The sequence below is a fragment of the Pseudoalteromonas holothuriae genome, from assembly GCF_945859825.1.
GTDB classification, from domain to species: Bacteria; Pseudomonadota; Gammaproteobacteria; order Enterobacterales; family Alteromonadaceae; genus Pseudoalteromonas; species Pseudoalteromonas holothuriae.
This window is the reverse complement of the sequence record NZ_CAMAPC010000003.1, coordinates 336,882-359,762: the sequence shown is the minus strand read 5'-3', so window position 1 is coordinate 359,762 and position 22,881 is coordinate 336,882. Positions and strand designations below refer to the sequence as shown.

At 39.5% G+C, this 22,881-nt stretch carries 19 protein-coding genes; 13 read left to right on the top strand and 6 right to left on the bottom strand.

All coding sequences use genetic code 11. The features are described from left to right. Window positions 1–33 precede the first annotated feature (33 nt). From OCI93_RS05815 to OCI93_RS05795, 5 genes are all read left to right on the top strand, one after another. Window positions 34–2,085, top strand: coding sequence for a TonB-dependent receptor plug domain-containing protein (locus OCI93_RS05815; RefSeq protein WP_261625989.1), 2,052 nt, complete (start codon window positions 34–36; stop codon window positions 2,083–2,085). Window positions 2,086–2,321: 236 nt separating this feature from the next. Beyond that, window positions 2,322–2,552 carry a FeoA family protein gene (locus tag OCI93_RS05810; protein WP_261593702.1) on the top strand — a complete coding sequence of 77 codons (231 nt, stop codon included), beginning with the start codon at window positions 2,322–2,324 and terminating at the stop codon, window positions 2,550–2,552. Window positions 2,553–2,560: 8 nt separating this feature from the next. Next, window positions 2,561–4,663, top strand: a complete 2,103-nt coding sequence (gene feoB / locus OCI93_RS05805; RefSeq protein ID WP_261625988.1) for a ferrous iron transport protein B — start codon at window positions 2,561–2,563, stop codon at window positions 4,661–4,663. Between the two features lie 191 nt (window positions 4,664–4,854). Continuing rightward, window positions 4,855–5,688, top strand: coding sequence for a YkgB family protein (locus OCI93_RS05800; RefSeq protein ID WP_261625987.1), 834 nt, complete (start codon window positions 4,855–4,857; stop codon window positions 5,686–5,688). Between the two features lie 89 nt (window positions 5,689–5,777). After that, window positions 5,778–6,506 (top strand): substrate-binding periplasmic protein, encoded by a 729-nt coding sequence (locus OCI93_RS05795; RefSeq protein ID WP_261593707.1) that lies wholly within the window; start codon window positions 5,778–5,780, stop codon window positions 6,504–6,506. Window position 6,507: 1 nt separating this feature from the next. Here OCI93_RS05795 and OCI93_RS05790 read toward each other — a convergent pair whose 3' ends face one another. Beyond that, window positions 6,508–6,939, bottom strand: a complete 432-nt coding sequence (locus OCI93_RS05790; RefSeq protein ID WP_261593709.1) for an Lrp/AsnC family transcriptional regulator — start codon at window positions 6,937–6,939, stop codon at window positions 6,508–6,510. 260 nt (window positions 6,940–7,199) lie between these two features. On the opposite strand from OCI93_RS05790, the gene ctlX reads away from it, so the two are divergent. From ctlX to OCI93_RS05775, 3 genes are all read left to right on the top strand, one after another. After that, the gene (ctlX, locus tag OCI93_RS05785) at window positions 7,200–8,108 is read left to right on the top strand and encodes a citrulline utilization hydrolase CtlX (protein WP_261625986.1); all 909 of its coding nucleotides are present in this window, start codon (window positions 7,200–7,202) and stop codon (window positions 8,106–8,108) included. Window positions 8,109–8,147: 39 nt separating this feature from the next. Beyond that, complete coding sequence (locus OCI93_RS05780) at window positions 8,148–9,575, top strand: alanine/glycine:cation symporter family protein (RefSeq protein ID WP_261593713.1); 1,428 nt, start codon at window positions 8,148–8,150, stop codon at window positions 9,573–9,575. 113 nt (window positions 9,576–9,688) lie between these two features. After that, a complete protein-coding gene (locus OCI93_RS05775) occupies window positions 9,689–10,732 on the top strand; it encodes an acyltransferase family protein (protein WP_261625985.1) in 1,044 nt (347 codons plus the stop codon). Window positions 10,733–10,882: 150 nt separating this feature from the next. Here OCI93_RS05775 and OCI93_RS05770 read toward each other — a convergent pair whose 3' ends face one another. After that, window positions 10,883–11,299 (bottom strand): VOC family protein, encoded by a 417-nt coding sequence (locus OCI93_RS05770; RefSeq protein WP_261593715.1) that lies wholly within the window; start codon window positions 11,297–11,299, stop codon window positions 10,883–10,885. Between the two features lie 421 nt (window positions 11,300–11,720). Here OCI93_RS05770 and OCI93_RS05765 point away from each other — a divergent pair, with 421 nt between their 5' ends. Continuing rightward, on the top strand, window positions 11,721–12,146 hold the full coding sequence (locus OCI93_RS05765; protein ID WP_315942793.1) for a DUF6058 family natural product biosynthesis protein: 426 nt from the start codon (window positions 11,721–11,723) through the stop codon (window positions 12,144–12,146). A gap of 240 nt (window positions 12,147–12,386) precedes the next feature. On the opposite strand, the gene OCI93_RS05760 is transcribed toward OCI93_RS05765, so the two are convergent. Beyond that, complete coding sequence (locus OCI93_RS05760) at window positions 12,387–12,914, bottom strand: flavodoxin family protein (RefSeq protein ID WP_261625984.1); 528 nt, start codon at window positions 12,912–12,914, stop codon at window positions 12,387–12,389. Window positions 12,915–13,072: 158 nt separating this feature from the next. Here OCI93_RS05760 and OCI93_RS05755 point away from each other — a divergent pair, with 158 nt between their 5' ends. From OCI93_RS05755 to OCI93_RS05740, 4 genes are all read left to right on the top strand, one after another. Beyond that, window positions 13,073–13,960, top strand: coding sequence for a LysR family transcriptional regulator (locus OCI93_RS05755; RefSeq protein WP_261593718.1), 888 nt, complete (start codon window positions 13,073–13,075; stop codon window positions 13,958–13,960). A 114-nt stretch (window positions 13,961–14,074) separates the two neighbouring features. After that, the gene (locus tag OCI93_RS05750) at window positions 14,075–15,385 is read left to right on the top strand and encodes a metal-dependent hydrolase family protein (protein ID WP_261625983.1); all 1,311 of its coding nucleotides are present in this window, start codon (window positions 14,075–14,077) and stop codon (window positions 15,383–15,385) included. A 12-nt stretch (window positions 15,386–15,397) separates the two neighbouring features. Next, window positions 15,398–16,408 carry a low-specificity L-threonine aldolase gene (gene ltaE, locus OCI93_RS05745; RefSeq protein ID WP_261625982.1) on the top strand — a complete coding sequence of 337 codons (1,011 nt, stop codon included), beginning with the start codon at window positions 15,398–15,400 and terminating at the stop codon, window positions 16,406–16,408. A 541-nt stretch (window positions 16,409–16,949) separates the two neighbouring features. Then, the gene (locus tag OCI93_RS05740) at window positions 16,950–18,143 is read left to right on the top strand and encodes a PKD domain-containing protein (RefSeq protein WP_261593722.1); all 1,194 of its coding nucleotides are present in this window, start codon (window positions 16,950–16,952) and stop codon (window positions 18,141–18,143) included. Window positions 18,144–18,846: 703 nt separating this feature from the next. Here the strand turns inward: OCI93_RS05740 and OCI93_RS05735 are convergent. The 3 genes from OCI93_RS05735 to OCI93_RS05725 form a co-directional block, all read right to left on the bottom strand. Then, window positions 18,847–19,929, bottom strand: coding sequence for a linear amide C-N hydrolase (locus OCI93_RS05735; protein ID WP_261625981.1), 1,083 nt, complete (start codon window positions 19,927–19,929; stop codon window positions 18,847–18,849). Between the two features lie 98 nt (window positions 19,930–20,027). Further along, window positions 20,028–20,339, bottom strand: a complete 312-nt coding sequence (locus tag OCI93_RS05730; RefSeq protein WP_261593726.1) for a hypothetical protein — start codon at window positions 20,337–20,339, stop codon at window positions 20,028–20,030. A gap of 402 nt (window positions 20,340–20,741) precedes the next feature. Continuing rightward, window positions 20,742–22,805 carry a tetratricopeptide repeat-containing sensor histidine kinase gene (locus tag OCI93_RS05725; protein ID WP_261593727.1) on the bottom strand — a complete coding sequence of 688 codons (2,064 nt, stop codon included), beginning with the start codon at window positions 22,803–22,805 and terminating at the stop codon, window positions 20,742–20,744. Between the last annotated feature and the right edge of the window lie 76 nt (window positions 22,806–22,881).

Below are 22,881 nucleotides of genomic sequence, written 5' to 3'. Positions count from 1 at the left end.
AGTCATCACAAAATGAATATTAAAGGACGCAAGATGACTTTTTCAAAACATATTTTAGCAATGATTATTGGCACAGTAGGCACACCAGTTTGGGCACAAAGTAATGCACTAGAGAAAGAGATAGAAAGCATCACCGTGGTTGCTTCAAAACCTGATGGAATCAAAATCAGTTCAGGTAAGCTGTTGTTTTTGCCCGGCACGGGTAATGACCCATTAAAAGGGCTAGAAGCTTTGCCTGGAGTTGTGCTTGCTACGCCAAGTACAGGAGGGCCAGTAGCACAGCCCGCTATTCGTGGTAGCTCTGTGAGTGATAATTTATATTTAACCGATGGTTTAGAAATGGGCTATGTATTTCATAACGATGGCCTGAGCATTTATAACCCACTATTAATTGAAAGCTTTGAATTGAAAACTGGTGCTTGGTCCAGTCAATACGCTGATGCTAATGGCGGGGTAATTTTAACTCAGTTACGAGACCCAGATGGAGATACCCCTTCTCAAGTGCTCGATTTGAGCTTTTTTAGGAGTGGTTTTTTATATGAGCAGGCAATATCTAATAATGCCGCATTTTATGTTTCTTTTCGTGAAAGCTTAGTACACACCTATGTTGATAATTTTATTGAGGATGAGGATTTTTCGTTCGCAGTACCACCAAGAAATCGTGACTACCAAGCAAAGCTGATTTGGGATGTGAATGATAATAATATTATCCGTGCCACGGCAAGTGGTGCGAAAGACTATATTGAGATTGCTTTTGATGAGGGGGGGCGAGATATTGGTAAAAACCCAGATTTAGCATCAGGGGAGCGTTTTGAAACTTACTTTCACAGTCAAGCTTTAAGTTGGCAAAATTTTACTGGGGATTTTGAAACAACCACGAGCCTGAATATATTGACACAAAATAAACAAGAACGTGAGGGAGATATATTTCGCTGGGATGCTGACATCACAAAGTTAATAGCACAAACCGATGTAACCTATCGTGGTGAAAGCAGTGTTATTAAATTTGGGGCAAAGTTGCAAGACACAGAAGTAGATTATGTTAGCAGTGGTCGTTTGCTTGCTTGTAATTTAGAGTTTGAAATTTGCCCCCCAAGTTATTTCAGTGATCTGTTTGAAACATCAGGTAAATTGAGCTTCAACAAATATCAGGCTTATATTCAAGCAAGTGCAGATTTATCTCAGAGGTGGAATTATCAAGTGGGTATTTCTTTTATCGGCTCTGATAGGAATGACCAAAACTATCTGGAGCCAAGAGTAAGAGTGGGCTACCAAGTTAACATGGCGCACAAGGTGAATTTTAGTATGGGGGTGCATCATACTTTAATTGATGACTATCAATTTATCATTGAAGGGTATGGCAACCCTAATTTGCAAGCTAGTGGATCAAAGCATTATGCGTTGAATTTGGAGTCTCAGTTAGATGCTGGGTATAGCGTTAAAACAGAACTATTTTATAAAGAATTAGATAACTTAATTGTTGCAAACCCTAATGCACAAAAGCGCATGCCAAACCAAATTACAATGGGGTACTCTACATTTGAAGATGTTGCTAAAGGTCAATCTTATGGGGTTGAGTTGTTAGTTAATAAGCAGCTTGCGGATGATTGGTTTGGTTGGGCGAGTATTGCATATAGCAAAACAGAGCGTGATAACACCCTTACAAAACAAAAGTTTAATTCAGAGTTTGATTTGCCTTGGGTTGCCAATCTTGTTGTAGATTATAAGTGGAATGACAATTGGCAATTGGGCGCCAAGTGGCGTTTTCAAAGTGGCAGGCGTTATACTCAAGTCCAATCAGCAACACCTTATATAGAGCAAGGTAATGAGCCCCTATTCTATATTCCACACTATGGAGAGTTTAACGCCCAGCAATGGGATAACTATCATCGCCTAGATATTCGCGCTGATTACAAAACGCAACTATTTGGGCTTGAAAGTAATGTCTATTTTGAAGTGTTGAACGTTTATGGCTCAAAAGCTGTGCAAGAGCTTGAATATGATAAAATGTATACAACATTTGAAAAAGATTATCAGTTCCCCGATATGCCTTTGCCTTCTGTTGGGGTGAGTATTTCATTTTAATTGCAGTTGCATTGTTTTAAGGTGGCACAAACGGTGAGAATACGTACTGTTTGTGCTTATATCAGGCGTTAACTTTCTGCTTTTTGAAACAATAAATTTAAATGATCGAAAGGTTGGCATACCTTAAATGCTTTGCTCAAGAGCGTAGTCATACACTTTCATTAGGCACTGGAGTGAGTTATCATGCACCAAAATAGGAATGGTAATTATTGCCAATTGCAATAAGTGTTTAATTTATGACTTTAAATGAATTAAAGCCGCGACAAAAAGCGGTGATTGAAGCTTTGCACCATCAAGACTTTGCGCTATCTAGCCGCATCATGGCCCTTGGCTTAGTACCAGGGGAATCAATTGAGCTAATGAACGTTGCGCCTATGGGCTGCCCATTGCAAGTCAAAGTGGGCGATACATTAGTGAGCGTTAGAAAAATCGACGCGAGTTTAATTTCTTTAACCGTAAAACTTTAGGGGCGTCAATGAAGATTGCATTAGTAGGAAACCCTAACTGTGGCAAAACAACACTCTTTAACCGCCTAACATCCTCAAAACAAAAGGTGGGTAATTGGCCAGGCGTTACGGTAGAGCAAAAAATTGGTCACTTTACTTTATCAAATACAGGTAAAAGCCAAGAAATTGAGCTCATTGATTTACCGGGTTTATATAGTCTTGAACAAATAGAAGCAGGGCAGGATGAGCAAATTGCCATCGACTTTTTGCACCAAAGCAATGCTGACTTAATCATCAATATTGTTGATGCGGCAAATCTTGAGCGTAACTTGGTGTTAACGACTCAACTGCAAGAGCTGGGCACACCCATGCTTGTTGTTGCAAACATGGTTGATGTGGCAACGCAGCGCGGTAAAACACTCGACGTTAAATTGCTCAGTGAGCGTTTAGGTTTGTCTGTAATTGAGATGGTGGGCTCAACAGGTAAAGGTGCCGATGCGCTTAAATCAGCTTTGTCTATTGCTTTAGCGCAAAATACTAGTAGTAAAAAAACAGTTAATAAGTCGAGTGTAATAAATACGGATTTAGTGGCAGCTACCACAGAGCGATATAAAAAGGTACGTGGCCTTACTCATGGAGTGAATGTTATTTCACCACAGCGCTCAGACATAACCGACTCGTTAGATAAAATAGTACTTAACCGCTTTTTAGGTGTGCCTATTTTTTTGGCAATGATGTACTTGATGTTTACCATAGCGGTAAATTTTGGCGCGGTTTTTATCGACTTTTTTGATATTTTTGTTGGTGCATTATTAATCGATGGCGTTAAAGAAGGGTTAGCTGCCATTAATGCACCTAATTGGCTCGGTGTTATTCTAGCTGATGGGTTTGGTGCAGGTGTACAGTTGGTAGCCACCTTTATTCCCGTCATTGGCATATTGTATTTGTGTTTATCATTACTCGAAGATAGTGGTTATTTATCTCGGGCTGCATTTGTTATTGACCGACTTATGTCATCTATTGGTTTGCCGGGTAATGCATTTGTGCCTTTAATTGTAGGGTTTGGTTGTAACGTCCCTGCGGTGATGTCAGCGCGGACTATGAACCGTGAGTCGGACCGTTTACTCACCATTATTATGGCACCCTTTATGTCATGTGGTGCGCGTTTAACTGTCTATGCGTTATTTGCTGCTGCATTTTTTCCAACTAATGGTGCTAATGTGGTATTTGCATTATATCTATTGGGGATTGTGGTCGCTGTTGCCAGTGGTTTTATCTTTAGAAAACTGGTGTTTACCGGTGAAAAAACACCGTCTTATACTGAAATGCCAGCTTATCATTTACCTGTATGGCGCAATATTTGGCTCACAACATGGCACCGCCTTAAAGGCTTTACGCTGCGTGCAGGTAAAACTATCGTGATGGTCGTTGTGCTATTGAGTATGCTTAATTCAATTGGGACTGATGGCAGCTTTGGCAATGAAAATACTGAACGTTCGTTACTGGCTAAAACAGCGCAAGTAGTCACACCAGCATTTAAGCCTCTGGGTATTGATGAAGACAACTGGCCTGCCACGGTGGGTATTGTGACAGGACTATTTGCCAAAGAAGCGATTGTAGGTACCCTTGATGCGCTCTATATTGGCCAAGGTGAGCTGCAAAGTGAATACTCATTAGTTGATTCAACAATTGAAGCGTTCGCCACTATACCAAACAACTTCATTGATTTATTAGGTAGTCTTGGCGATCCTTTGGGCCTTGGCGCATTGGATGAACAAGATGCAAACAGTAATGCATTACTAACGCAAATGGCCAGTCAGTTTAATGGCCAGTTGGGTGCATTTAGTTATCTAGTACTGATTTTGTTATATACCCCATGCGTAGCGGTGCTAGGCGCGGTAAAAAGAGAATCTGGCGCGCGCTGGATGTGGTTGGTAATTGGTTGGACCACCTCATTGGCCTACATTTTATCAACCAGTATTTATCAGCTCGCCAACTTTGCAAAGCAACCGATGTTCGCCAGTATTTGGTTGGCGGCAATGTCGGTACTGGCATTGATTTGGTGGCTTGGGCTGAGAGGACTTGGTAAGCAACTCAATCAGCCACCTACCTATCAAGTTAATTTAAGTTAAACACGCCTTAAGTTTAATATAAGCGGCGCACATCAGCGCCGCTTATATTAACTCAACACAGTCTGCTTAATTCAAAAACGTATCCTTATAGGCCTTGATACTTTCTCGAAGTTTGAATCAAACCATATTTGAAGTAAAACTTTGCTTTGAACGGTCAACTGTTCACTATTGTGTATAAAGAGAATAAATTAATGTTTGATAAGTATGTAAATCTAGCTATAAAAGTGTGCTTAGCAGCAAGCCTTGGACTGTTAGGTTTGTCGTTTGCACTAAACGGCAATGCCAAAGGTATGGATGTACTACTTGGCTTTTATCATATTGATAGCATAGCCAATAGCGCCACTCTTGGCTTACTGATTGGTGTCGTTATGGTATTTGCTGCGATACTTGTATTTGCTAATAAACCTCAACTTAAATATTTAGGTGTTGGTGCATTACTTGCTATTGCGGTTGTATTTTTATTGACGTTACTTAGCCCCAGTCGATATCTGCAAGATTTAGGTGGCTTTCCTGTGCTAGGTTCTGGGCAAGGTATTATAAAATATGTGGCACTTCTTCCTTTATTATTGAGCGTGTATTTTTCTTCTCGTTTTTCTCTTAAACAACAAGCTTGGTTAAATTATGCGCCTGTGGCGATGGTGTTGTTATGGATTGGTGGGCTCAAGTTTTTTGAATTTGAAGCTAAAGGCATTGTATCACTGGTGAGCACTTCGCCATTTATGTCATGGCTTTATGAAGTATTTTCGGTGCAACAGGCGTCAAATATTATCGGTATTTTTGACCTAGTTTTTGCAGCTTTACTCGGGCTAGGCCTGTGGTTTAAGCATCGCAATGTAATGCTGCTGGCCATACTTGGGTGTGGCTCGGTATTTGTTATGACACAAACATTTTTATTTAGTGCCGAAGGGGCATTTAGCTCACAGACTCTATTGGCAGGCCTTGGGCAATTTGTGATTAAAGATTTATGGTTTATTGCTAATTTATTAGTGGTAGCAAAATATGCTCAACAACTTAAATCTGAATAATAAAACACAATGACTTTAAGCGGGGCGGTTAAAAGTCAAACAAAATGCTATAACTAACTTATAGGTAATATAGGGTTAAGTGAGCTGCTATGAAACTATGGCTTATATGTATTGCGTTAATTGCGTTTTCCGCTTTTGGTCAAAAGTATACCGTGTTGGTGTATCACGGTGCTAATCCACCTTACAGTTTTAGAGATAATCAGCAGGTTGTTGGTATATTTGCGGATATTTTTGCCCGGCTTTCGCAGCTAACTGGTCATGAGTTTGAGTTTATAGCCACATCAGTGGCGCGTGGGCAACGTTTTTTTGACTCAGGTCAAGTAGATATTGAACCCGGAGTTAATTGGCAGTGGCGCGCAGAACAAAAAGTGCCGGGTGTTTATACCATTGATTACGCAACATCTGTGGAGATTTTATTAGCTAACCACAGTAATACGTTAGAAGTGATAAATCAGGCTTACGGAAGTGTCGTTGGTCGTGTAAGAGGGTATCGGTATGGCACTTTTGAACGACACTTTGGTGAGGATAAGTTACTTGTATACGATAATGTTTCTGAAAAAGAGCTGTTAGGTCAGTTGGCTTATGGTCGTTTAGACTATATTTTAATAGGTCAAGATACGGCACATTATTATATTGCCAATAACCCAGCTTATGGGCAGTTTAATGATGCATACACGATTGAGACTACCAACGTCGCCATGCGATTACAGCCGCATTTGGTTGATTTGAAAAAACAATTAGATGATGCTTTAACCATTATGATAGCAAATCAAGAAATCGAGGCTATTTATAAAAAGTATACAGATCTTCCTCATTAGCTTAAATTGAAGAAAGCTTAATACTGGTCTCGCTGTTGAGAATACCGTGTATTGCTCGGACCTCTTTTAGTACGCTATCAAATGCGCTCAAATTAGCTGTTTTTATTTCTGCTATTAAATCCCACGCGCCATTAGTGGTATGTATTCTAACCAGTTCAGGTATGCCTTTTAATTTTTGGATGACTTGGGAGGTTGACTGGCCTACGACCTCTATCATCATAATGGCGTGCACGCAGTCACTGTCTATTTGTTCATGAACCCTTACAGTGAACCCTAATATAGCGCCACAGCTTTGTAGCCTATCTAAACGATTTTGTACTGTACCACGAGATATATTAAGCAATTGTGCTAATGCAGATATAGATGCTCGACCATCTTTTCTAAGTGCTGCGATAAGCGCTTTATCTAATGAGTCATACAGATAAGGCTGCATTTAAAACTCCCAAATTTAAACAACGAACCCATTTAAAGTACCAAGATGTTGGCATTTTGCAATGTATGACTGTACAAAATGATAAATAATAGTGCTAATTGCTTATAGCTTTGGCATTTTAACTGTTCTTTTTGCTCGTTATAGTAGAGTTTAAATTATGACAACACCTTAGGAGGCGCAATGCGGGCGTTCTTTTTTACACTTGAACAAGCTGTACCTTTGGCTTGTACCAAACCGGTAATCGTTAGGCTGGGGGCAGTATGAGGCAATCACAAACGCCTAATGCTGTGGTGATGATCCGACCCCATCACTTTGTATCTAATCCACAAACAATGCATGATAATGCGTATCAAGTTGCTGCTGAGAGCCAAAATAGTTGTATAAAGGCTTATCAAGAAGTCACTGGTGTGGCCAAATTGCTAACTGATGCGGGCGTAATCGTACATTTATTTGAGGATGAAACTAAGTTAACACCAGACTCGGTGTTTCCTAACAATTGGTTTTCTACACATGGCGATGGTCAACTGCTAACCTACCCTATGTATGCCCCCAATCGTCGAGCAGAGCGACGTAACGATATAATAGAATTTTTAAAGCAGCACTATAGAGTGAGTAAGCTGACGGATTTTAGTGATTTAACGCGTAATAATTTGTTTTTAGAAGGTACGGGCTCTATGGTGATGGATCATTATCACAAAACTGCCTATGCCGTTGAGTCAAAGCGCACATGCGCTAAGTTAGTGGCGAAAGTATGCAAGCAATTGGGTTATCAAGCTCATATATTTAAAGCCATTGATGAACAAGGTATGGCGGTATACCACACTAATGTCTTGATGTGTGTGGCAAGCAACTTTGTCATGATTGGCTTAGATATGGTGCCAAAAGAACAGCAGGCATCTTTATTAGAGCGCTTTGCACAACATAAAAAGGAAGTGATTGTGCTCTCAAACAGTCAAATTGCGCAGTTTTGTGGTAATGCTATAGAGTTAAAGGGTAAACATGGGCGAGTATTAGCGTTATCTCATACGGCGTGTGATGCGCTCACGATGGAACAAAAAAACATCATTGAAAGCTCAGCTCGCTTATTGCCGATGAGCATTCCTACTTTAGAGTCTGCAGGTGGCTCTATTCGCTGTATGCTCGCAGGTGTGCATTTGCAAAATATATAATAATAATGCATCTAGAAAGGTGCATAACAGGAGTTCTGCATGGTAAATGAAGTGATTGCTAGCGTTAATGGCCTTTTGTGGGGAGAAGGCCAATTACTGATTTATATTTTACTGTTTGCAGGTGTGTGGTTTTCGGCGCGATTAGGCTGTATTCAGGTGCGCCAGTTTGCGCATATGTTTACTTTGCTAAAAGGCAGTAGCAAAGCTAATAAAGAAGAAATCAGTTCCTTTCAAGCATTGTGTACAGGGCTTTCAGCACGTGTTGGCACAGGTAATTTAGCGGGTGTTGCAGTGGCTATCTCACTTGGGGGCAGTGGGGCTATTTTTTGGATGTGGGTGATTGCAGTGCTTGGTATGGCTACTGGCTTTGCTGAGAGCGTACTTGGTCAAGTTTATAAAGTGCGAGATAGCGCTGGAGAGTTTCGTGGCGGGCCTGCTTATTACATTCAAATGGGTTTAAATAAGCGCTGGTTAGCCATTGTTTTTGCTGTTTGCTTGTTTTTGGGTTATGGATTTAGTTTCAGTGCTATGCAAACCAATACTATTACTGATGCATTATCTTTTGCATTTGATATTCCACCGCTTTATTCAGGTATTGTTATCACTGTGTTGGCGGGCTCTATCATACTAGGTGGTTTTAAAGCCATAGCCCGATTTGCTGAGCGAGTGGTGCCTATGATGGGCATTGTATTTGTTTCTGTCGCAGTGATAATAACGCTGATTAACTTTAGTGAAGTACCTGCAATGATCAAAGACATTTTACTCTCAGCTTTTGGCTTACAAGAGGCGGGTGCTGGTGCTATGGGAGCTGCGATTAAAAATGGTATTCAGCGCGGGTTATACTCAAATGAAGCGGGTGCTGGTAGTGTACCTCACGCCTCAGGGGCTGCCAGTCCAGTGCCAAATCACCCTGTAACGCAAGGGTATATTCAAATGCTAGGCGTGTTTTTTGACACCATTGTGCTGTGCAGTTGTACTGCTGTGGTTATTCTACTCGCTGATGTTGACATTAGTGGTGAAATGCAAGGCATACGTCTTACACAAAATGCGATGACAGCGCATTTAGCGCAAGGTGGTGTTTATTTTGTTGCTGCTGCAATTACTTTGTTTGCATTTACCTCTGTCGTTGCAAATTTTGCTTATGCTGAGAGTAATTTGCACTTGTTTAAATTAGATAACAAACTTGGGCGAAGTATTTATACTGCGATGTATTTGGGCATGATGTTATGGGGTGCAACTGCCACGTTAAAAGAAGTATGGAGCTTAGCTGATATGGCGCTTGGTTTAATGACTCTAGTAAATATTTTCGCTATTGTGTTATTAACACCGACCATTATTGCCGTAAATAATGATTATAATGCGCAGCGAAAATTGGGCAAAGAGCCTGAGTTTAATGCCAAACGGGTGAATATTCAGGGGCAAAGTGAGCATGGGATTTGGGGTAAACATGAATCTCAGATTCGTTGAATAAGCTTTTAAAAGTACAAAAAAGGCCACTTTGAATCGTCATTGTTGGTCTTTTTTTGATATTTTTATAAATACTGTCATGACAAAAAATAAAAAAGGGAACATAGCAGTTTATGCAAATCAGGAAGTTAAACACACTTAGGGCACTGGCTGCGCTAATCGTTTTTTTCACTCACTTTAGTGATATTACTAATTGGTTTGATGGTATTTTAGGTGGCGGTAGTGGCGCATATGGCGTGATGTTATTTTTCATGTTAAGTGGTTTTTTAATGTCACATCTTTATTTAGATAAAAAATTTACTAAAGAACATATAAAGCATTACTTTATAGCCAGAGGTGCGCGCGTATTGCCCCTGTATTTACTTGTTGTTTTTTGCTCATACTTTTTTACTATAGCTGAAATGGATGTGCTTTATAACATACCGGATTTTAATACGTTATTAGGCCATTTATTATTTGTGTATGGTGAGAGTGTACTTTGGTCAATTCCACCAGAAATTCAGTTCTATTTAATTTTTGTAATTTTTTGGTCATTGTCAAATGCAAGAGCTGGATATATTTATGTCGGCGCTGTTGCAGTGATGATGTTACTGTTTTTTACTAATTTCCCTAGAATTTCAGGTGATTTTAATGGTATTCCATATAACTTATTTAGCATATTAAGAACCTTACCGTTTTTCTTTGTTGGAGTGGTGTTTGGTATGCATTATAAATCAGCAAAAATTCCAGATTATCTTAAAAAACATTGGTTTGTTCTTTCTTTATGTTTAATTCCACTTATGTATCCAGAGTTTACGCCAGTCACATCAGACGCTAAAAATAGGATGTGGCTTAGCTATGAAGTTTTATTGGTGATGAGTGCTGTATTTTTTTGTGTAGTGTTTTTAGTGCCTAACAACAATATCTTGCTTGCTAACAAGTTAGGAGATTTTGTTGGTAAAATTTCATATTCACTGTACTTATTGCATATGCCCATTATTTTGATGGTTAACGAGTGGGAAATAGCGATTGAATTTAAGCTGATCTTATCACTGAGTTTGAGCTTACTGGTGGCTTATATCTCTTTTTGCTGCTTTGAGCGGCCAATAGCAAAAATGATTAGACGGTTTGGTAGTGCTTCACGTGAGCCGCAACCTAATGCTGTAATTCAATCATAAAAATAAAATTTTATAATTAAGCAGTTTAATTATATTAAAGTAAGATATCGTGATTTTGCTGGGCTCCTCTAAGTTGAGCGCTTGAAGCTTGGCTGATCATTGTTAACAAAGTGAAGGCCGCATTGCTGTTACAGTGTGGCCCGTTTAGTGTTAATCATCATTATTACGCTCTTTTGGCAGATCGCTATGGTATTGAACAAACTCAACTTCAAAACCATCGGGGTCTATAAAGTAGGCATTTCGCCTATGTGGATTATCACTGCTACCTTTGTCAACGGCATAGCCTGAGTTTTCCATTCTTTGAATTAGGGCACTGAGGTTATTAACCTCAAATGCAAAATGACCAAGCCCTGTTTGGTGTCCTGTTAATATCCGGTTTTCTCCTTCGCCGTGGTCGCTAAAGGCAATATAGTTATAGTCATCGCCAAAATGTAACCAATGTCTTGCTTTGCCATACCACTGGCCATGCCCTTGGCTACGTACATGCCAATGAGGAAATGCGGCCTGATAAAAGTGCAATGATTTTTCCATATTTGTAATCACTAAATTGAGGTGCTCTAAGCGCATGGGTATCTCCTATTTTTTCTTTGTATAAATTTGTGATTTAATCGCTTTCGCTATTAAATCTTTGCTTCATTACTTGGTAAATGCTCATTTATAAGTATGTGTTACTGAGTTAAGTTAACTTTAAAAGCTCAGGTTAACTTGAGGTCAAGAGGCGAGGGATTTTTTATTTATTGTGAATTAAAAAGGAAATAACAGTGCAGTTATTAGATTATCTAAACAACCACTTTATTACGCTATCGCAATTACTATCATTGGCACAGGTCAGTGAATAAACTTTGCGTCAATACCAACAGCAGGGCGTTGTGCCTCAAGCATCTTATCATTTAAACCTTGTGTACATTGTGAGTCGTTTTTTGGTCAGCACCAGCAGCATAGTGATTATGAATATTATGCTAAAGGCTATGTTAATTGGTTAGGGATAGTGCAGGCTTTAGATGATCAAGAATCAATTTATCGCGTGTTCAGTTATAGATATAAACAAACCATAGAGGGTTTAAAGGCACAAGGCTATCACAGCGCAGATGCAAAATTGAATGAAAAACTCTCTGACCATATTAAAACCGAGTGGACGCACTTTTTATCTGGCACATATGGCTTGTGTACTCGCTCTGGTTTGCCTGAAGATATTGCAGCTAAAGAGTTAGCAATTGCGCAAATTAATGAGTTGACCGCTCAAAGTGAGCTAGATGAAAGTAAAATTGAAGCACTGACTCATGCTGTTAACTTACTCGATGGTGCCAGTTCGATGTTTGCTCCTCATGAACGCCAGCGTAGCTCTCGCTATCGTTTAGTAGATGAAGTGCGACGAAAATATAAATTACAGTGTCAGCGCCATATTGAGGGGTGAACAAAAAAGCCACTTTGCTAATACTAAAGTGGCTATTTAACCTCAGGTTTGGATAAGGGTTTTGAAATAGAAAATATTGTTGTAAACAAATATTACGTACAATCCAATGATGATATTTTTTTCAATATCAAGGCGCTTTTATACAGTAATAGCTGGCTATTACAAATGAAAGCAACGCCGAGAGTGAGAAAAATAGCTTTATTGGGCAAATTCACTTATCCAGAGCTGAGGTTATTTACATTAGGTAGCTGGCGCACGGTTAATGCTGTGGATGAACTGTCTAAATTCTTCTTCTTTTAAGGTAAATTCCTCACGACATGAGGCGTGTAATAACTCACTGTATTTTATATCAAAATAACTATAAAGCTGATTAAAAAAACGGGCAAACACATCACACACTTGTTCGCTTGCTGAGGTGGTCAATACGTAACCACGCTTACCCTTGAGCGCTTTACCTATTGGTTTAATTGTGGGGTTTTCAGTTAGCTCTGTCATTCGGTCAATTAAGCGTTTCATATTGGCACTTACGCTATACCAGTACACAGGAGAGGCAAAAATGATGTTATCTGCCCAATCCAATGCTTCTACAATGCGATAGAAATCATCATAACTATATTGATTATTATAGTTATAATCTGCGAAGTTAAGTTTATCAATATGAAAAAACTTAACTTGTTCGTTGGCTAAATTGTCCATAACTTGGTTAGTCAGTTTAAAAGTATTGCCATTTTCATTGGCGCTTGAAAATAAAATAAGTGTGTTACGCATAAATACTCCTTTGAAAGTGCTTAAAGCGTAAAAGCTCAAGCTAAGTTGAGGTAAAGTGTTTTTTAATTTTAATATAGCCAGAAAAACTTTCACCCACTGACATCGATATGTTTTACTAAATGCGTATCTACAAGATAATTATAGGAAAGTGCAACAGCATGTTAAGAATTACACTTGAACAATGGCGAATGTTTCGTATGGTGGCCGAGCATGGTGGGTTTAACCAAGCGGCTGAGCAAATACACAAGAGTCAGTCGAGTATTCACACTGCAGTGAGTAAAATTGAGCAGTTGTTAGGGGTTAAAGTATTTTATGTAGAAGGCAGAAAAACGAAGTTAACAGACTCTGGTGAAATGTTACTCAGACGTGCTAACTACCTGCTAGATGAAGCTCAAAAAGTGGAAGCCGTGGGTTATACGCTTGGTGCTGGTGTAGAAGCATCGCTGCGTATTGCAGTTGATGAAGTTTTTGACAAAAATATACTTTATCAGGCACTTGAGGCAACATCTAAATCATATCCTTTATTGCGCATCGAGTTATTTGAGTCTATTTTAAGCGGCGCACACGAATTGGTAGAAAGTAATCAAGCAGATGTAGCCATTTCACCTATTAGTCTTGCAAACGGAGTGAGTGAGCAGTTATGCACTATCGACTTTGTCGCGGTTTCTAGCCCCTTTCATCCTTTACAGCAACTTAATCGACAGCTTGAACTTGAGGATTTGAAGTCTTTTCGACAAATCGTGATTAGAGATTCTGCATATCATAAACGTTCAGATTCAGGTTGGTTAGAAGCTGAACAGCGTTGGACCGTGAGTCACTTACGCACTTCAATAGATGTGATTTCACAAGGGCTAGGGTTTGCTTGGTTGCCTTTGAGTGCCATTGCGAGCGAGCTAGAAAGCGCCAAGCTAGTGCGCTTGCCTTTGACTTATAGCGCAATTCGTACCAGTTCACTATTTTTAGTCTTTCAAGATGGCGACCGATTAGGTATAGCTGCGCAGATGTTTATTGAGCGGCTACGAGACTTATGTCGCAATGGAGCGTGATTATGAGGATAAAAGGTACAAAAGAACAGAGCGTGGTGTTGATTGACCGCAAATTGAGTCAGTTACAGAGAATAATGTGGTATTGATATCATATCGTTGATATGGAGAAAAATAATGAAAAAAACAAAGAGGATCGCTGTATTTTTTGGAGCGTTATTCGTTCACCTTGCTGCATTAGCGCAGGTTGATGGTGTTATTCATGCCGGAAAAGTACTTATTAAACCGGAAGCTGATGCACTAACCGAGCAAACTTTAGTACTCGAAAATGGTCGCGTGTCTGCTATTTATAGTGGCTACCAGTCAGTTGAAAAGTTGGGGTTTGAGGGTGTTAAAACTTATGACCTAAAAGCATATTATGTGATGCCAGGCATGATAGATATGCATGTGCATATGACATTTGAGCGAGATACAAAGACAAATCCGCATGCTTGGCTTACGCAAGATGATGCCGACTACGCGCTAAAAGCAATCCCTTATTTGCAAAAAACACTGGATGCAGGTTTTACATCAGTCAGAGATTTAGGCGCTAATTATCAAGTTATATTCCCACTTAAACGTGCAATCGAAAAGCAAACAATAGCTGGGCCACGCATATTCGCATCAGGTAATGCTATTTCAGCAACTGGTGGGCATGCGGATATGCACGGTTATAGACGCAATGTTATTGAAACAATGAATACTAGCCTGGGTATTTGTGATGGCGCTGACGATTGTCAACGTGCTGTTCGTGAAGTAATTAAATATGGCGCTGATGTTATTAAGATAACGGCAACCGGTGGGGTATTGAGCAATACGGCTGCAGGTGTAAATCAACAGCTAACAGATGATGAACTTACCGCTATTGTTCAAACTGCGCATAATCTTGGTCGCAAAGTCGCGGCACATGCGCATGGTACACAAGGTGTTAATGCTGCTATTCGTGCGGGTGTAGACTCAATTGAGCACGGCTCGTATTTGAATGAAGAGTCAATCGTGCTGTTTAAGAAGCACGGTACTTATTTAGTGCCAACGCTATTGGCTGGTCACACGGTTTCAAAAGAGGTGTTAAATAATCCAAATATGCCGAAGGCCGTTGCAGATAAAGTGCGAAAAGTAGCCCCTCTTATGGAGAACGCGTTTCGCAGCGCATTACAGAATAATGTAAATATTGCGTTTGGCACTGACTCTGGCGTGTCACGCCATGGTGATAATGCCAAAGAAGCACAATTGATGGTCAACTACGGTATGACGCCAAAGCAAGTGCTGGTTAGTGCAACACGTAATGCTGCTAAGTTACTTGGTCAGGAGACTAATTTAGGATCATTAGAAGTGGGCAAGTACGCTGATATTATTGCGTTAAAAGCAAACCCTGAAAATGATATTACGGCATTGTCTAAGGTCTCTTTTGTAATGAAAAATGGCGTTGTTTATAAACACCAACGATAGGGATAATGCAAGATGATAGATTTTCGTTCAGATACCGTCACGCAGCCTTGTCAGCAAATGCGTTTGCTCATGAGCAATGCCCAAGTCGGTGATGATGTTTATGGGGATGACCCCAGTGTAAATGAATTAGAGCATTGGGCTGCTGTGCGCCACGGTTTTGAAGCGAGTATATTTGTTAGCTCTGGTACACAGGCAAACTTGTTGGCGATTCTAAGCCATTGCGAGCGCGGTGATGAGTATTTGTGCGGTCAAAACGCGCATAACTACCGTTACGAAGCTGGTGGTGCTGCCGTCCTTGGCTCAGTGCAGCCACAGCCAATAGAAAACGAAGCTGATGGTAGCCTGTGTTTAAAAAAACTAGAAAAAGCCATTAAACCTGATGATAGCCATTTTGCACGTACAAAGCTTTTGAGCTTAGAAAATACCATCGGTGGAAAAGTACTGAGCTTACAGTATTTAGCGCTAGCACGCTCTTTTGCTATAAAACATCAATTAGCACTGCATCTAGATGGTGCGCGAGTGTATAACGCCGCTGTTGCATTAAATGTAGATATTAAAGAAATTAGCCAGCATTTTGATTCTATGACTATTTGCCTTTCAAAAGGGTTAGGGGCACCAGTCGGGTCGTTATTACTGGGAAGCAATGCTTTTATTAAAAAAGCACGGCGTTTACGTAAAATGTTAGGTGGCAGTATGCGTCAAGCTGGTATTTTGGCTGCGCCAGGGCAATACGCGTTAACACATAATGTTAGCCGCCTAGTTGAAGATCATGATAATGCACAATACCTTGCTAATCAATTAGACTTGCTGCCCGGTTTTAGTACGCAAGCCTATCGTGTTCATACCAATATTGTGTTTGTTGATATTGATGAACAACTGGATATTCAGAGTATCAGTGAACAACTAAAAAAGCAGGGGATCGTTATTACACCGGGCTATCAAGGCATGCGTTTTGTAACGCACAAAGACATTACCCGTGATGGTATAGATAAATTAATAAGCGCGCTTACTTCTTATTGTTAGCCCTTACAGGCTAACAATAAGATATTATTTATATTATGTACTAGTAGGGGGGGTAGTACCTATGATATTGAGTCAATGAAGTTATAGCCAAATAGATATATTTTGGAATATTACGTAAATAGCCCCACATATGGCTTACTCTGGTATTGCAATACCTTAAAAACGACAAAATTGCATGATGTTACAACAATATTTGTAGTAGTTCAGACAAGGTTTAAATTTTGTTTTTATAAACACTTCAATCTCGTTAAAGGCTGTATTGAATCGACTCATTTTTAGCTTTAAAGATTTTAAATTTGATTACTTAAGCGGCCTAGCAGTGTGCACCAAACGAGTACGCGTAGTTCATGTCAAGTTTGATAGAGCTAGTAAAGCAACCATATCAGCTTAAAAACAGATAAAAATCAAATCGTGAATTGAATGTAACGAAATTGTGTTTTAAAATAGGGTACTAAGGAATACGTCGACTCGGCAATGTTTACCCCATAATTGATTACTGGGTTGCTTGAGCTTTTTAAGACAATAAGGATATTCGACTCTAATGAATCATATAAACCAAAATAAAACTCCCCTATCTATCACTGTTTTTACTGCTGCCTTAATGACATTGTTATCAGCTTGCGGTGGTAGCGGCAGTGGTGGCGCTACTGATAACACAGTAAAGAAAGCAAAAAATCAATTACCTAATGTTATCATATCTGCTGTTACTGAAATAGAATCTGGTGCTGAAGTATACATGACCAGTTCAGCAAGTGACCCAGATGGGACCGTAACAAACTATCAATGGTCACAAAAATCAGGTTATGCCGTGACCATCCGAGATAAAAACCAAGCTAATGCTTCTTTTACCGCCCCCGTACTGGATGCTGATACAACACTTGAATTAGAACTGCTTGTTAGGGATGACAAAGGTGGTGAAGCAAAGGATACGTTTAGCATTACAGTAAAGCGAGCGGTTCAAGCGCAAAGTAGCTACGACAGTTGTAATGTTGAGTTGGCTCGTAGCGTTTTGGACACCTATAAGCAAACGATGAATTTTGAGTCGAAAATAGCACTTAAAAAATGGTTATGTAGTGCTCCATCACTACAGGATCACGACTTTGCAAAAAGTGTTAGCAATATTTTTTCACTAGATGATAACAACGTTGATTTAGATGAATGGAGAGCCGCTCATTGCTCCGGTGATGACATCAATTTTGCAGACAGTAAGTCATCTCATGTTCTACTGCACACAGCGAGCGAAAAAGCATCATCAACATGGACGCAGTGTATGCAAAGCACCAACGCTTTGGCGTGCTATGCTACGCATGGCGACCGAACACTGCCTGATAATAAGCACTCTGTTGTACTGAACATTAATGTAAAAGCCGATAGTGGAAAATTACTCAATACGGATATTGTTGCCACTAATTTAACTACAGTTGATAGTGTACCTAGCGCTTTAGAGTCTGGAAAAACACAGTTGCATTATAAACTGAATGATGCCAACAGTGAGGCTCATTTTGAGATCAGTGGCAATACTAACAATGAAAATGTATCTTGTGTTTACAGTATGCCAACAAAACCGACAATTGAGGCAGATACTTGTGAGGTGTTTAGGACACAATCATTTGTACAAGGCAAACTCTCAGAGCGCGATTATGAGCATTTGAAAGAAACCGATCAGGTGCCACTTTTCAGTTCTAATGATGGCAATTTAGTTGGGCACTACTCATGTTCACTTTATCGCAACTAAATACGCATGGTTATTCATGATGAATAGTCTAAAGATAAAAAGAGCACTGTGATGTGTTAACATTACAGTGCTCTTTCATTATTATACAGGGCAAAATCACGAGTTTTACCTTGATCTAAAAGTATGAACTTATATTTCTCTTTAATTAATACGCTTATGTTTTATGCCCAACTTATGCTAAGAATGTACTGTTGAGTTTCGATTAGATAATATTCGTGTGACGATAAATGGTCCACAGGATCAGGGCTTGGACTCAGGGCAGGATCACACTTTTAAATAAAGACTATTTATGAGCTAATCCTATATGTAATCCCCCCGAAAAGTCGGAGCAGTTATGAGTAGAACTTCCGTTACACTAAAACAAAGGAGTTTTCTATGTGGTGTCGAATAATGGAAAGAGTCTGCTACGTCAACTCTATGAACAATTGATATTTGAATACCGGGCTTGAAGCTCTCACCATTAAATACTGTCACCTCCCCCGTGAAGCTTGGAGTAATCGGCTCGCACTTAAAGGGATTATTGTTATATGCCCGATAAAAACACAACTCAACAATCTCACCAAAATAGTCTGGGTAGCTTGCAGATGTGTAATTAATACCTGTGAGCGTGCCTGTTTTGCTTGTGTTTGGAATATCTCATAAATCGCCATGTAATTGAACAGTAAATAGACCGCATTAAAGCGGTCTGTTTAGCGGGCTACGATCACTCGCTAGTGATAAGGGGCAGTGCTTCAATATTATTTGGAACATCAATATATTGCGCTTGAGTGAAGTTTTGTTGCTTAATCGCATCAAAGCTAATTGTATACGGAATAGGTGAGTCATACTTACGAATTTGATACTCACCATGGGTTAGGTCTTTAACAACAATCCACTGCGTATAGTCACTACCAGTACTACTTTGAGCGTCGCCATAACGAGTTACACCTTTTGCTAAATCAACGGAGTTAATTAAGTGATAGGCAAGCGTTTTAGCGTCTTTTGCTGTTTTTATGTGGTATCCGGCTTGTGCATCGGTTGCAAATTGCTTTAAAACAGCTGTTTTTACAAATCGTGACGCAGGGATAGGATCACCGGGTAACCCTGACAGGCCATATCCCTCACCTTGTGGTGAAAGTATTGGGCACTGTACTTGAGAAGGGTTGTAAGGGCTAAATTTATGCAACCTAGCCATGTGATTTAGATTAGCGAGCTGTTCGGGAAAAGTAGGTGCATTAGTTAATACACCAACATGATTGTCATAAACACTTGGCAACCCATCACTTGATGTGAACTCTACCACAATGCTTTTGCCTGCACTGTCTGTAATAGGAAAGTGTAGCGGCAGCGGATAGCCATCAACTTCGTAAAAATGGTAATCACCCGACGTTATAGCCTGTTTTACTTTTTCAGTAGAGCTAAAGTTGCCTAATACCCAATTATTAAATAGGTAAACAGGTATGCCATTTTCTTTAAAGTTAGATGATGTGATGTATTCAGACCCCGGCAGCCATAACGAGCCACATGTTAGGCCTTGTTCATTCATGCCATCAGATAAGCAATTGGCTAATACTGGCGCCTTGTCATCTTTTATATTTACACCCACGATATCGTATTGGTGATGTGCATTGGTACTGCCATAAGAGTAGGGTTGGTCACCTTTAGGTAATATTACAATTTGCCCATCGGCAACAGATTGTTCACCAAACTCCATTGTTCTGCCGACAATAACAGCATTTATGCTGGAATTAGAGTTTGATTTTTGGGTGTCGAGGTCAATAGCTGTAATAACAAAATTGGTACACATAGTATTCTCCTTGAAGTTCATAAAGAGTATAAAAGTGCAACCGAAGGATAGCTATTACGCCTTATTACATGCGCTGAGCACGAAGCTCAGCGTTTTGGTTATTGTTCGATATAACAGATAACTGCTTCTTGTTTCGGGTTTTGCTGTGTGTCTTCAATTAAGTAGCTAGACTTTTTGCTATTTTGACATAAGCACATATCATAGTGGTTAATCATGTATGCATTACCTACGGCGTCTTCATCTGTTTTTTCGATGCTACAAGTAGGCTCTCGCCAAATTGGATCCCAGCCGCTTTGGCCAATAGCAACAATTTTTATGCTTTTTTCTGTTGCAGGAGATAATGCTTGTTCAGTATTAGCAAGTGCACTTAGTGAGAGTGTAGCGGTGATCGCAATTAGTAACTTTTTCATTTTTCATCCTTAAGAAAAGTAAATTAGAGTTTTAACTCCAGCTCAGAGTGTATTTTATTCTCATAGTTATATAATTCAAGTATTTGTTTTTTATGATTAATTCTTTATTTTGATATGTGCAATATGAAAACCGGTCTTAATTATGAAGTTATTGATATTTCTGCGCGGTGGTGTACGTTTGAGGCGAAAAACCAATCAAATAATTTAACATAATGAAATAGTAGTATTTGTAGAGGCAGCATTGGCAATGGACATCCACTTTTAGTTGTGAAATAACTTAGTCTTGTAACGCAGTATTTAATACTTGCCAATAAAGTGTTGTTGAGTATTAAAATATACAAAATTCAACAGTCTCTAGGGCATACAACCCTAGCCTAATTGTTCTATTAATAAAATTCACAACTAACAGTGAGCTTCAATAGGGTAGGGTTGTAAATCCACATTATTGTCTATCCCTTTTGGTATTCGAATAACAAAATGAGCACCTTGGGAGTCCTCTATACATTCGACTTGCCCATTCATGATATGCACAACAGAATTGTAGATGACATTTAACCCCAAACCTAAGCTTCCTTCTCCTAAGCGCGTGGTGTAAAAGGGGTCAAACACTTGTTTGCGTTTGTCTATCGGGATACCCGTTCCATTATCTTTGTAATGAATGATGACTTGATTGCTGTCATCTTGTTCAACTTCAATATCTATTTGTGGCTCTTTTGTATCGGTGAAGCCGTGTTTAATTGAATTTTCAATAAGCTGGGCTATAACTTTAAGTAAAACGGGTGCATAGTTGGTGATGTTTACATTGTGCCCTTTTAAGTTGAAAGCAACATTTTTATGTTCAGAGGTAATCAAGATGTGGGTATTTTCTGATAAGAACGTAAGTAATGGGAAGTCACTGAGTTCGCTAATTTGTAATTTTGCAGACATCATTTTAAACCGCTGAACCATATCTGCTGCCTTTTCACTGTTTTTTTGACTCAACGTAGCAAGTTCGTTAGCTTGATTTATAAACTGTAAAAGCCGCTTTTCAGTTAAAGTTTGCTTTGAAAATTGCTCAGCGAGTTGCTCTATTAAAGATTTTAACGTTGAGTCAGCCGTTATGACTAACCCCAAGGGGGTATTAAGTTGGTGCGCCATTCCCGAAACCAATGTTGTCATGGCTCGCATTTTTTCAGATTCAATCAGCTTTTCTTGGGTGTTCTCTAAACGTACTATTAGGGTTTGTAGTTGGCTTTTTCGCTTATTCAGTCGGTATATAAAGCCAGACGACATGATGATTATAGCAATTGCACTGGCTAGAATAATCCAGCCTTGACGGCGCTGTGCATTGGATGTTGCTACGGCGATTCTGTGTTCCTGCTCTACTTCTTTTAGTTCTATTTCTTTAGTTTGTAGCTCTGTTTGCGACACCATATATGCCAACCCAATCGATGCTTGTTTTTTAGCAAACTTCTCAGTCACTGCGTTGTATTGTTCAAGGGCCTGTAGGGCTTGCTTTAAGTTGCCAGTTTGGGTGTTAAGCTTACTTTGTAGTCTAAAAGCTTTTTGTTGTGGAATTAGATGGTTATGTTTTGTCGCAAGCATGATGGTTTGATCAAGTGCGGTATTGGCTTCATCGATGCGGTTTTGGCTTAAGTAAATGCTCGCTAACTCCAATAAGGGTTGCACCGTTTTTGATAGTGCGTTGTTATTGCGCCAACTAACTATCGCGTCTTTGAGGTACTGCTCTGCGAGTTTAAAGTTTTTTTTGCTGGCATATACTCTACCTAAATTATATAAAGACCAAGATAAGTGATAGTCATAGCCGTTTGCTTTACGAATTGCTAATGATTGCTCATGAAATTGCAGCGCTTTGTCTAATTTACCTCTTAAATAGGCGACTTCCCCTAAATTATTCAGTCCTGTAGCTTGTTGAGATAGCATATCCATTTGCACTGCAAAGTCGTAAAAGCGCTGAAAATAATGCTCTGCTTCGTCTAATAAGCCAAGCTTTAAATAAACGTGCCCAATATTGTTCTCTGTTTGGCTGATAAATTGTGGGCGATTTAATAAAGGAGCTTCTTGGTACGCTTTTAAATTATTTTCCAGCGCTAAATCGTATAGTTCAACGTTAGCAAAAGCACTGGCAGAAATACTGTAGTAACTATATAAAATGCCTGGTTCGTCTATGTCTCTGGCCATTAGGCGAGTTTGAGCCAGAGTCTCTATTGCTGCTTCTAACCTATCTGCGTTAATTTGATACCATGATTTTATATACAGCAATCTAATTTTTTGTGCTTTAGCAAGCTGGTGGTTATGCTCGTTAATTATCTGATCAATTTTGTCAATGCCTGTTAATGGTGACTTACCACCAGCCTTACTCACTTGTGCACGTAACTGGCTGAATGTTTCATCAGGAAGCTTTGCGGTTGTTGGCAAAGAAAGTAAAAACAACGAGGAAAGAAATACCCAAATACAAGCTTTCATTAAGCGTTACTTACTGCTGGTTACATCTTCGTCTAAGTTTAGATTAATTTGCTTTATTTGCGAGCTGGGTGTACTT

Bases quoted from the DNA above. Each gene is read 5' to 3' on its own strand.
- OCI93_RS05815 (WP_261625989.1), top strand. From the start codon at position 34: ATGACTTTTTCAAAACATATTTTAGCAATGATTATTGGCACAGTAGGC.
- OCI93_RS05810 (WP_261593702.1), top strand. From the start codon at position 2,322: ATGACTTTAAATGAATTAAAGCCGCGACAAAAAGCGGTGATTGAAGCT.
- feoB (WP_261625988.1), top strand. From the start codon at position 2,561: ATGAAGATTGCATTAGTAGGAAACCCTAACTGTGGCAAAACAACACTC.
- OCI93_RS05800 (WP_261625987.1), top strand. From the start codon at position 4,855: ATGTTTGATAAGTATGTAAATCTAGCTATAAAAGTGTGCTTAGCAGCA.
- OCI93_RS05795 (WP_261593707.1), top strand. From the start codon at position 5,778: ATGAAACTATGGCTTATATGTATTGCGTTAATTGCGTTTTCCGCTTTT.
- OCI93_RS05790 (WP_261593709.1), bottom strand. From the start codon at position 6,939: ATGCAGCCTTATCTGTATGACTCATTAGATAAAGCGCTTATCGCAGCA.
- ctlX (WP_261625986.1), top strand. From the start codon at position 7,200: ATGAGGCAATCACAAACGCCTAATGCTGTGGTGATGATCCGACCCCAT.
- OCI93_RS05780 (WP_261593713.1), top strand. From the start codon at position 8,148: ATGGTAAATGAAGTGATTGCTAGCGTTAATGGCCTTTTGTGGGGAGAA.
- OCI93_RS05775 (WP_261625985.1), top strand. From the start codon at position 9,689: ATGCAAATCAGGAAGTTAAACACACTTAGGGCACTGGCTGCGCTAATC.
- OCI93_RS05770 (WP_261593715.1), bottom strand. From the start codon at position 11,299: ATGCGCTTAGAGCACCTCAATTTAGTGATTACAAATATGGAAAAATCA.
- OCI93_RS05760 (WP_261625984.1), bottom strand. From the start codon at position 12,914: ATGCGTAACACACTTATTTTATTTTCAAGCGCCAATGAAAATGGCAAT.
- OCI93_RS05755 (WP_261593718.1), top strand. From the start codon at position 13,073: ATGTTAAGAATTACACTTGAACAATGGCGAATGTTTCGTATGGTGGCC.
- OCI93_RS05750 (WP_261625983.1), top strand. From the start codon at position 14,075: ATGAAAAAAACAAAGAGGATCGCTGTATTTTTTGGAGCGTTATTCGTT.
- ltaE (WP_261625982.1), top strand. From the start codon at position 15,398: ATGATAGATTTTCGTTCAGATACCGTCACGCAGCCTTGTCAGCAAATG.
- OCI93_RS05740 (WP_261593722.1), top strand. From the start codon at position 16,950: ATGAATCATATAAACCAAAATAAAACTCCCCTATCTATCACTGTTTTT.
- OCI93_RS05735 (WP_261625981.1), bottom strand. From the start codon at position 19,929: ATGTGTACCAATTTTGTTATTACAGCTATTGACCTCGACACCCAAAAA.
- OCI93_RS05730 (WP_261593726.1), bottom strand. From the start codon at position 20,339: ATGAAAAAGTTACTAATTGCGATCACCGCTACACTCTCACTAAGTGCA.
- OCI93_RS05725 (WP_261593727.1), bottom strand. From the start codon at position 22,805: ATGAAAGCTTGTATTTGGGTATTTCTTTCCTCGTTGTTTTTACTTTCT.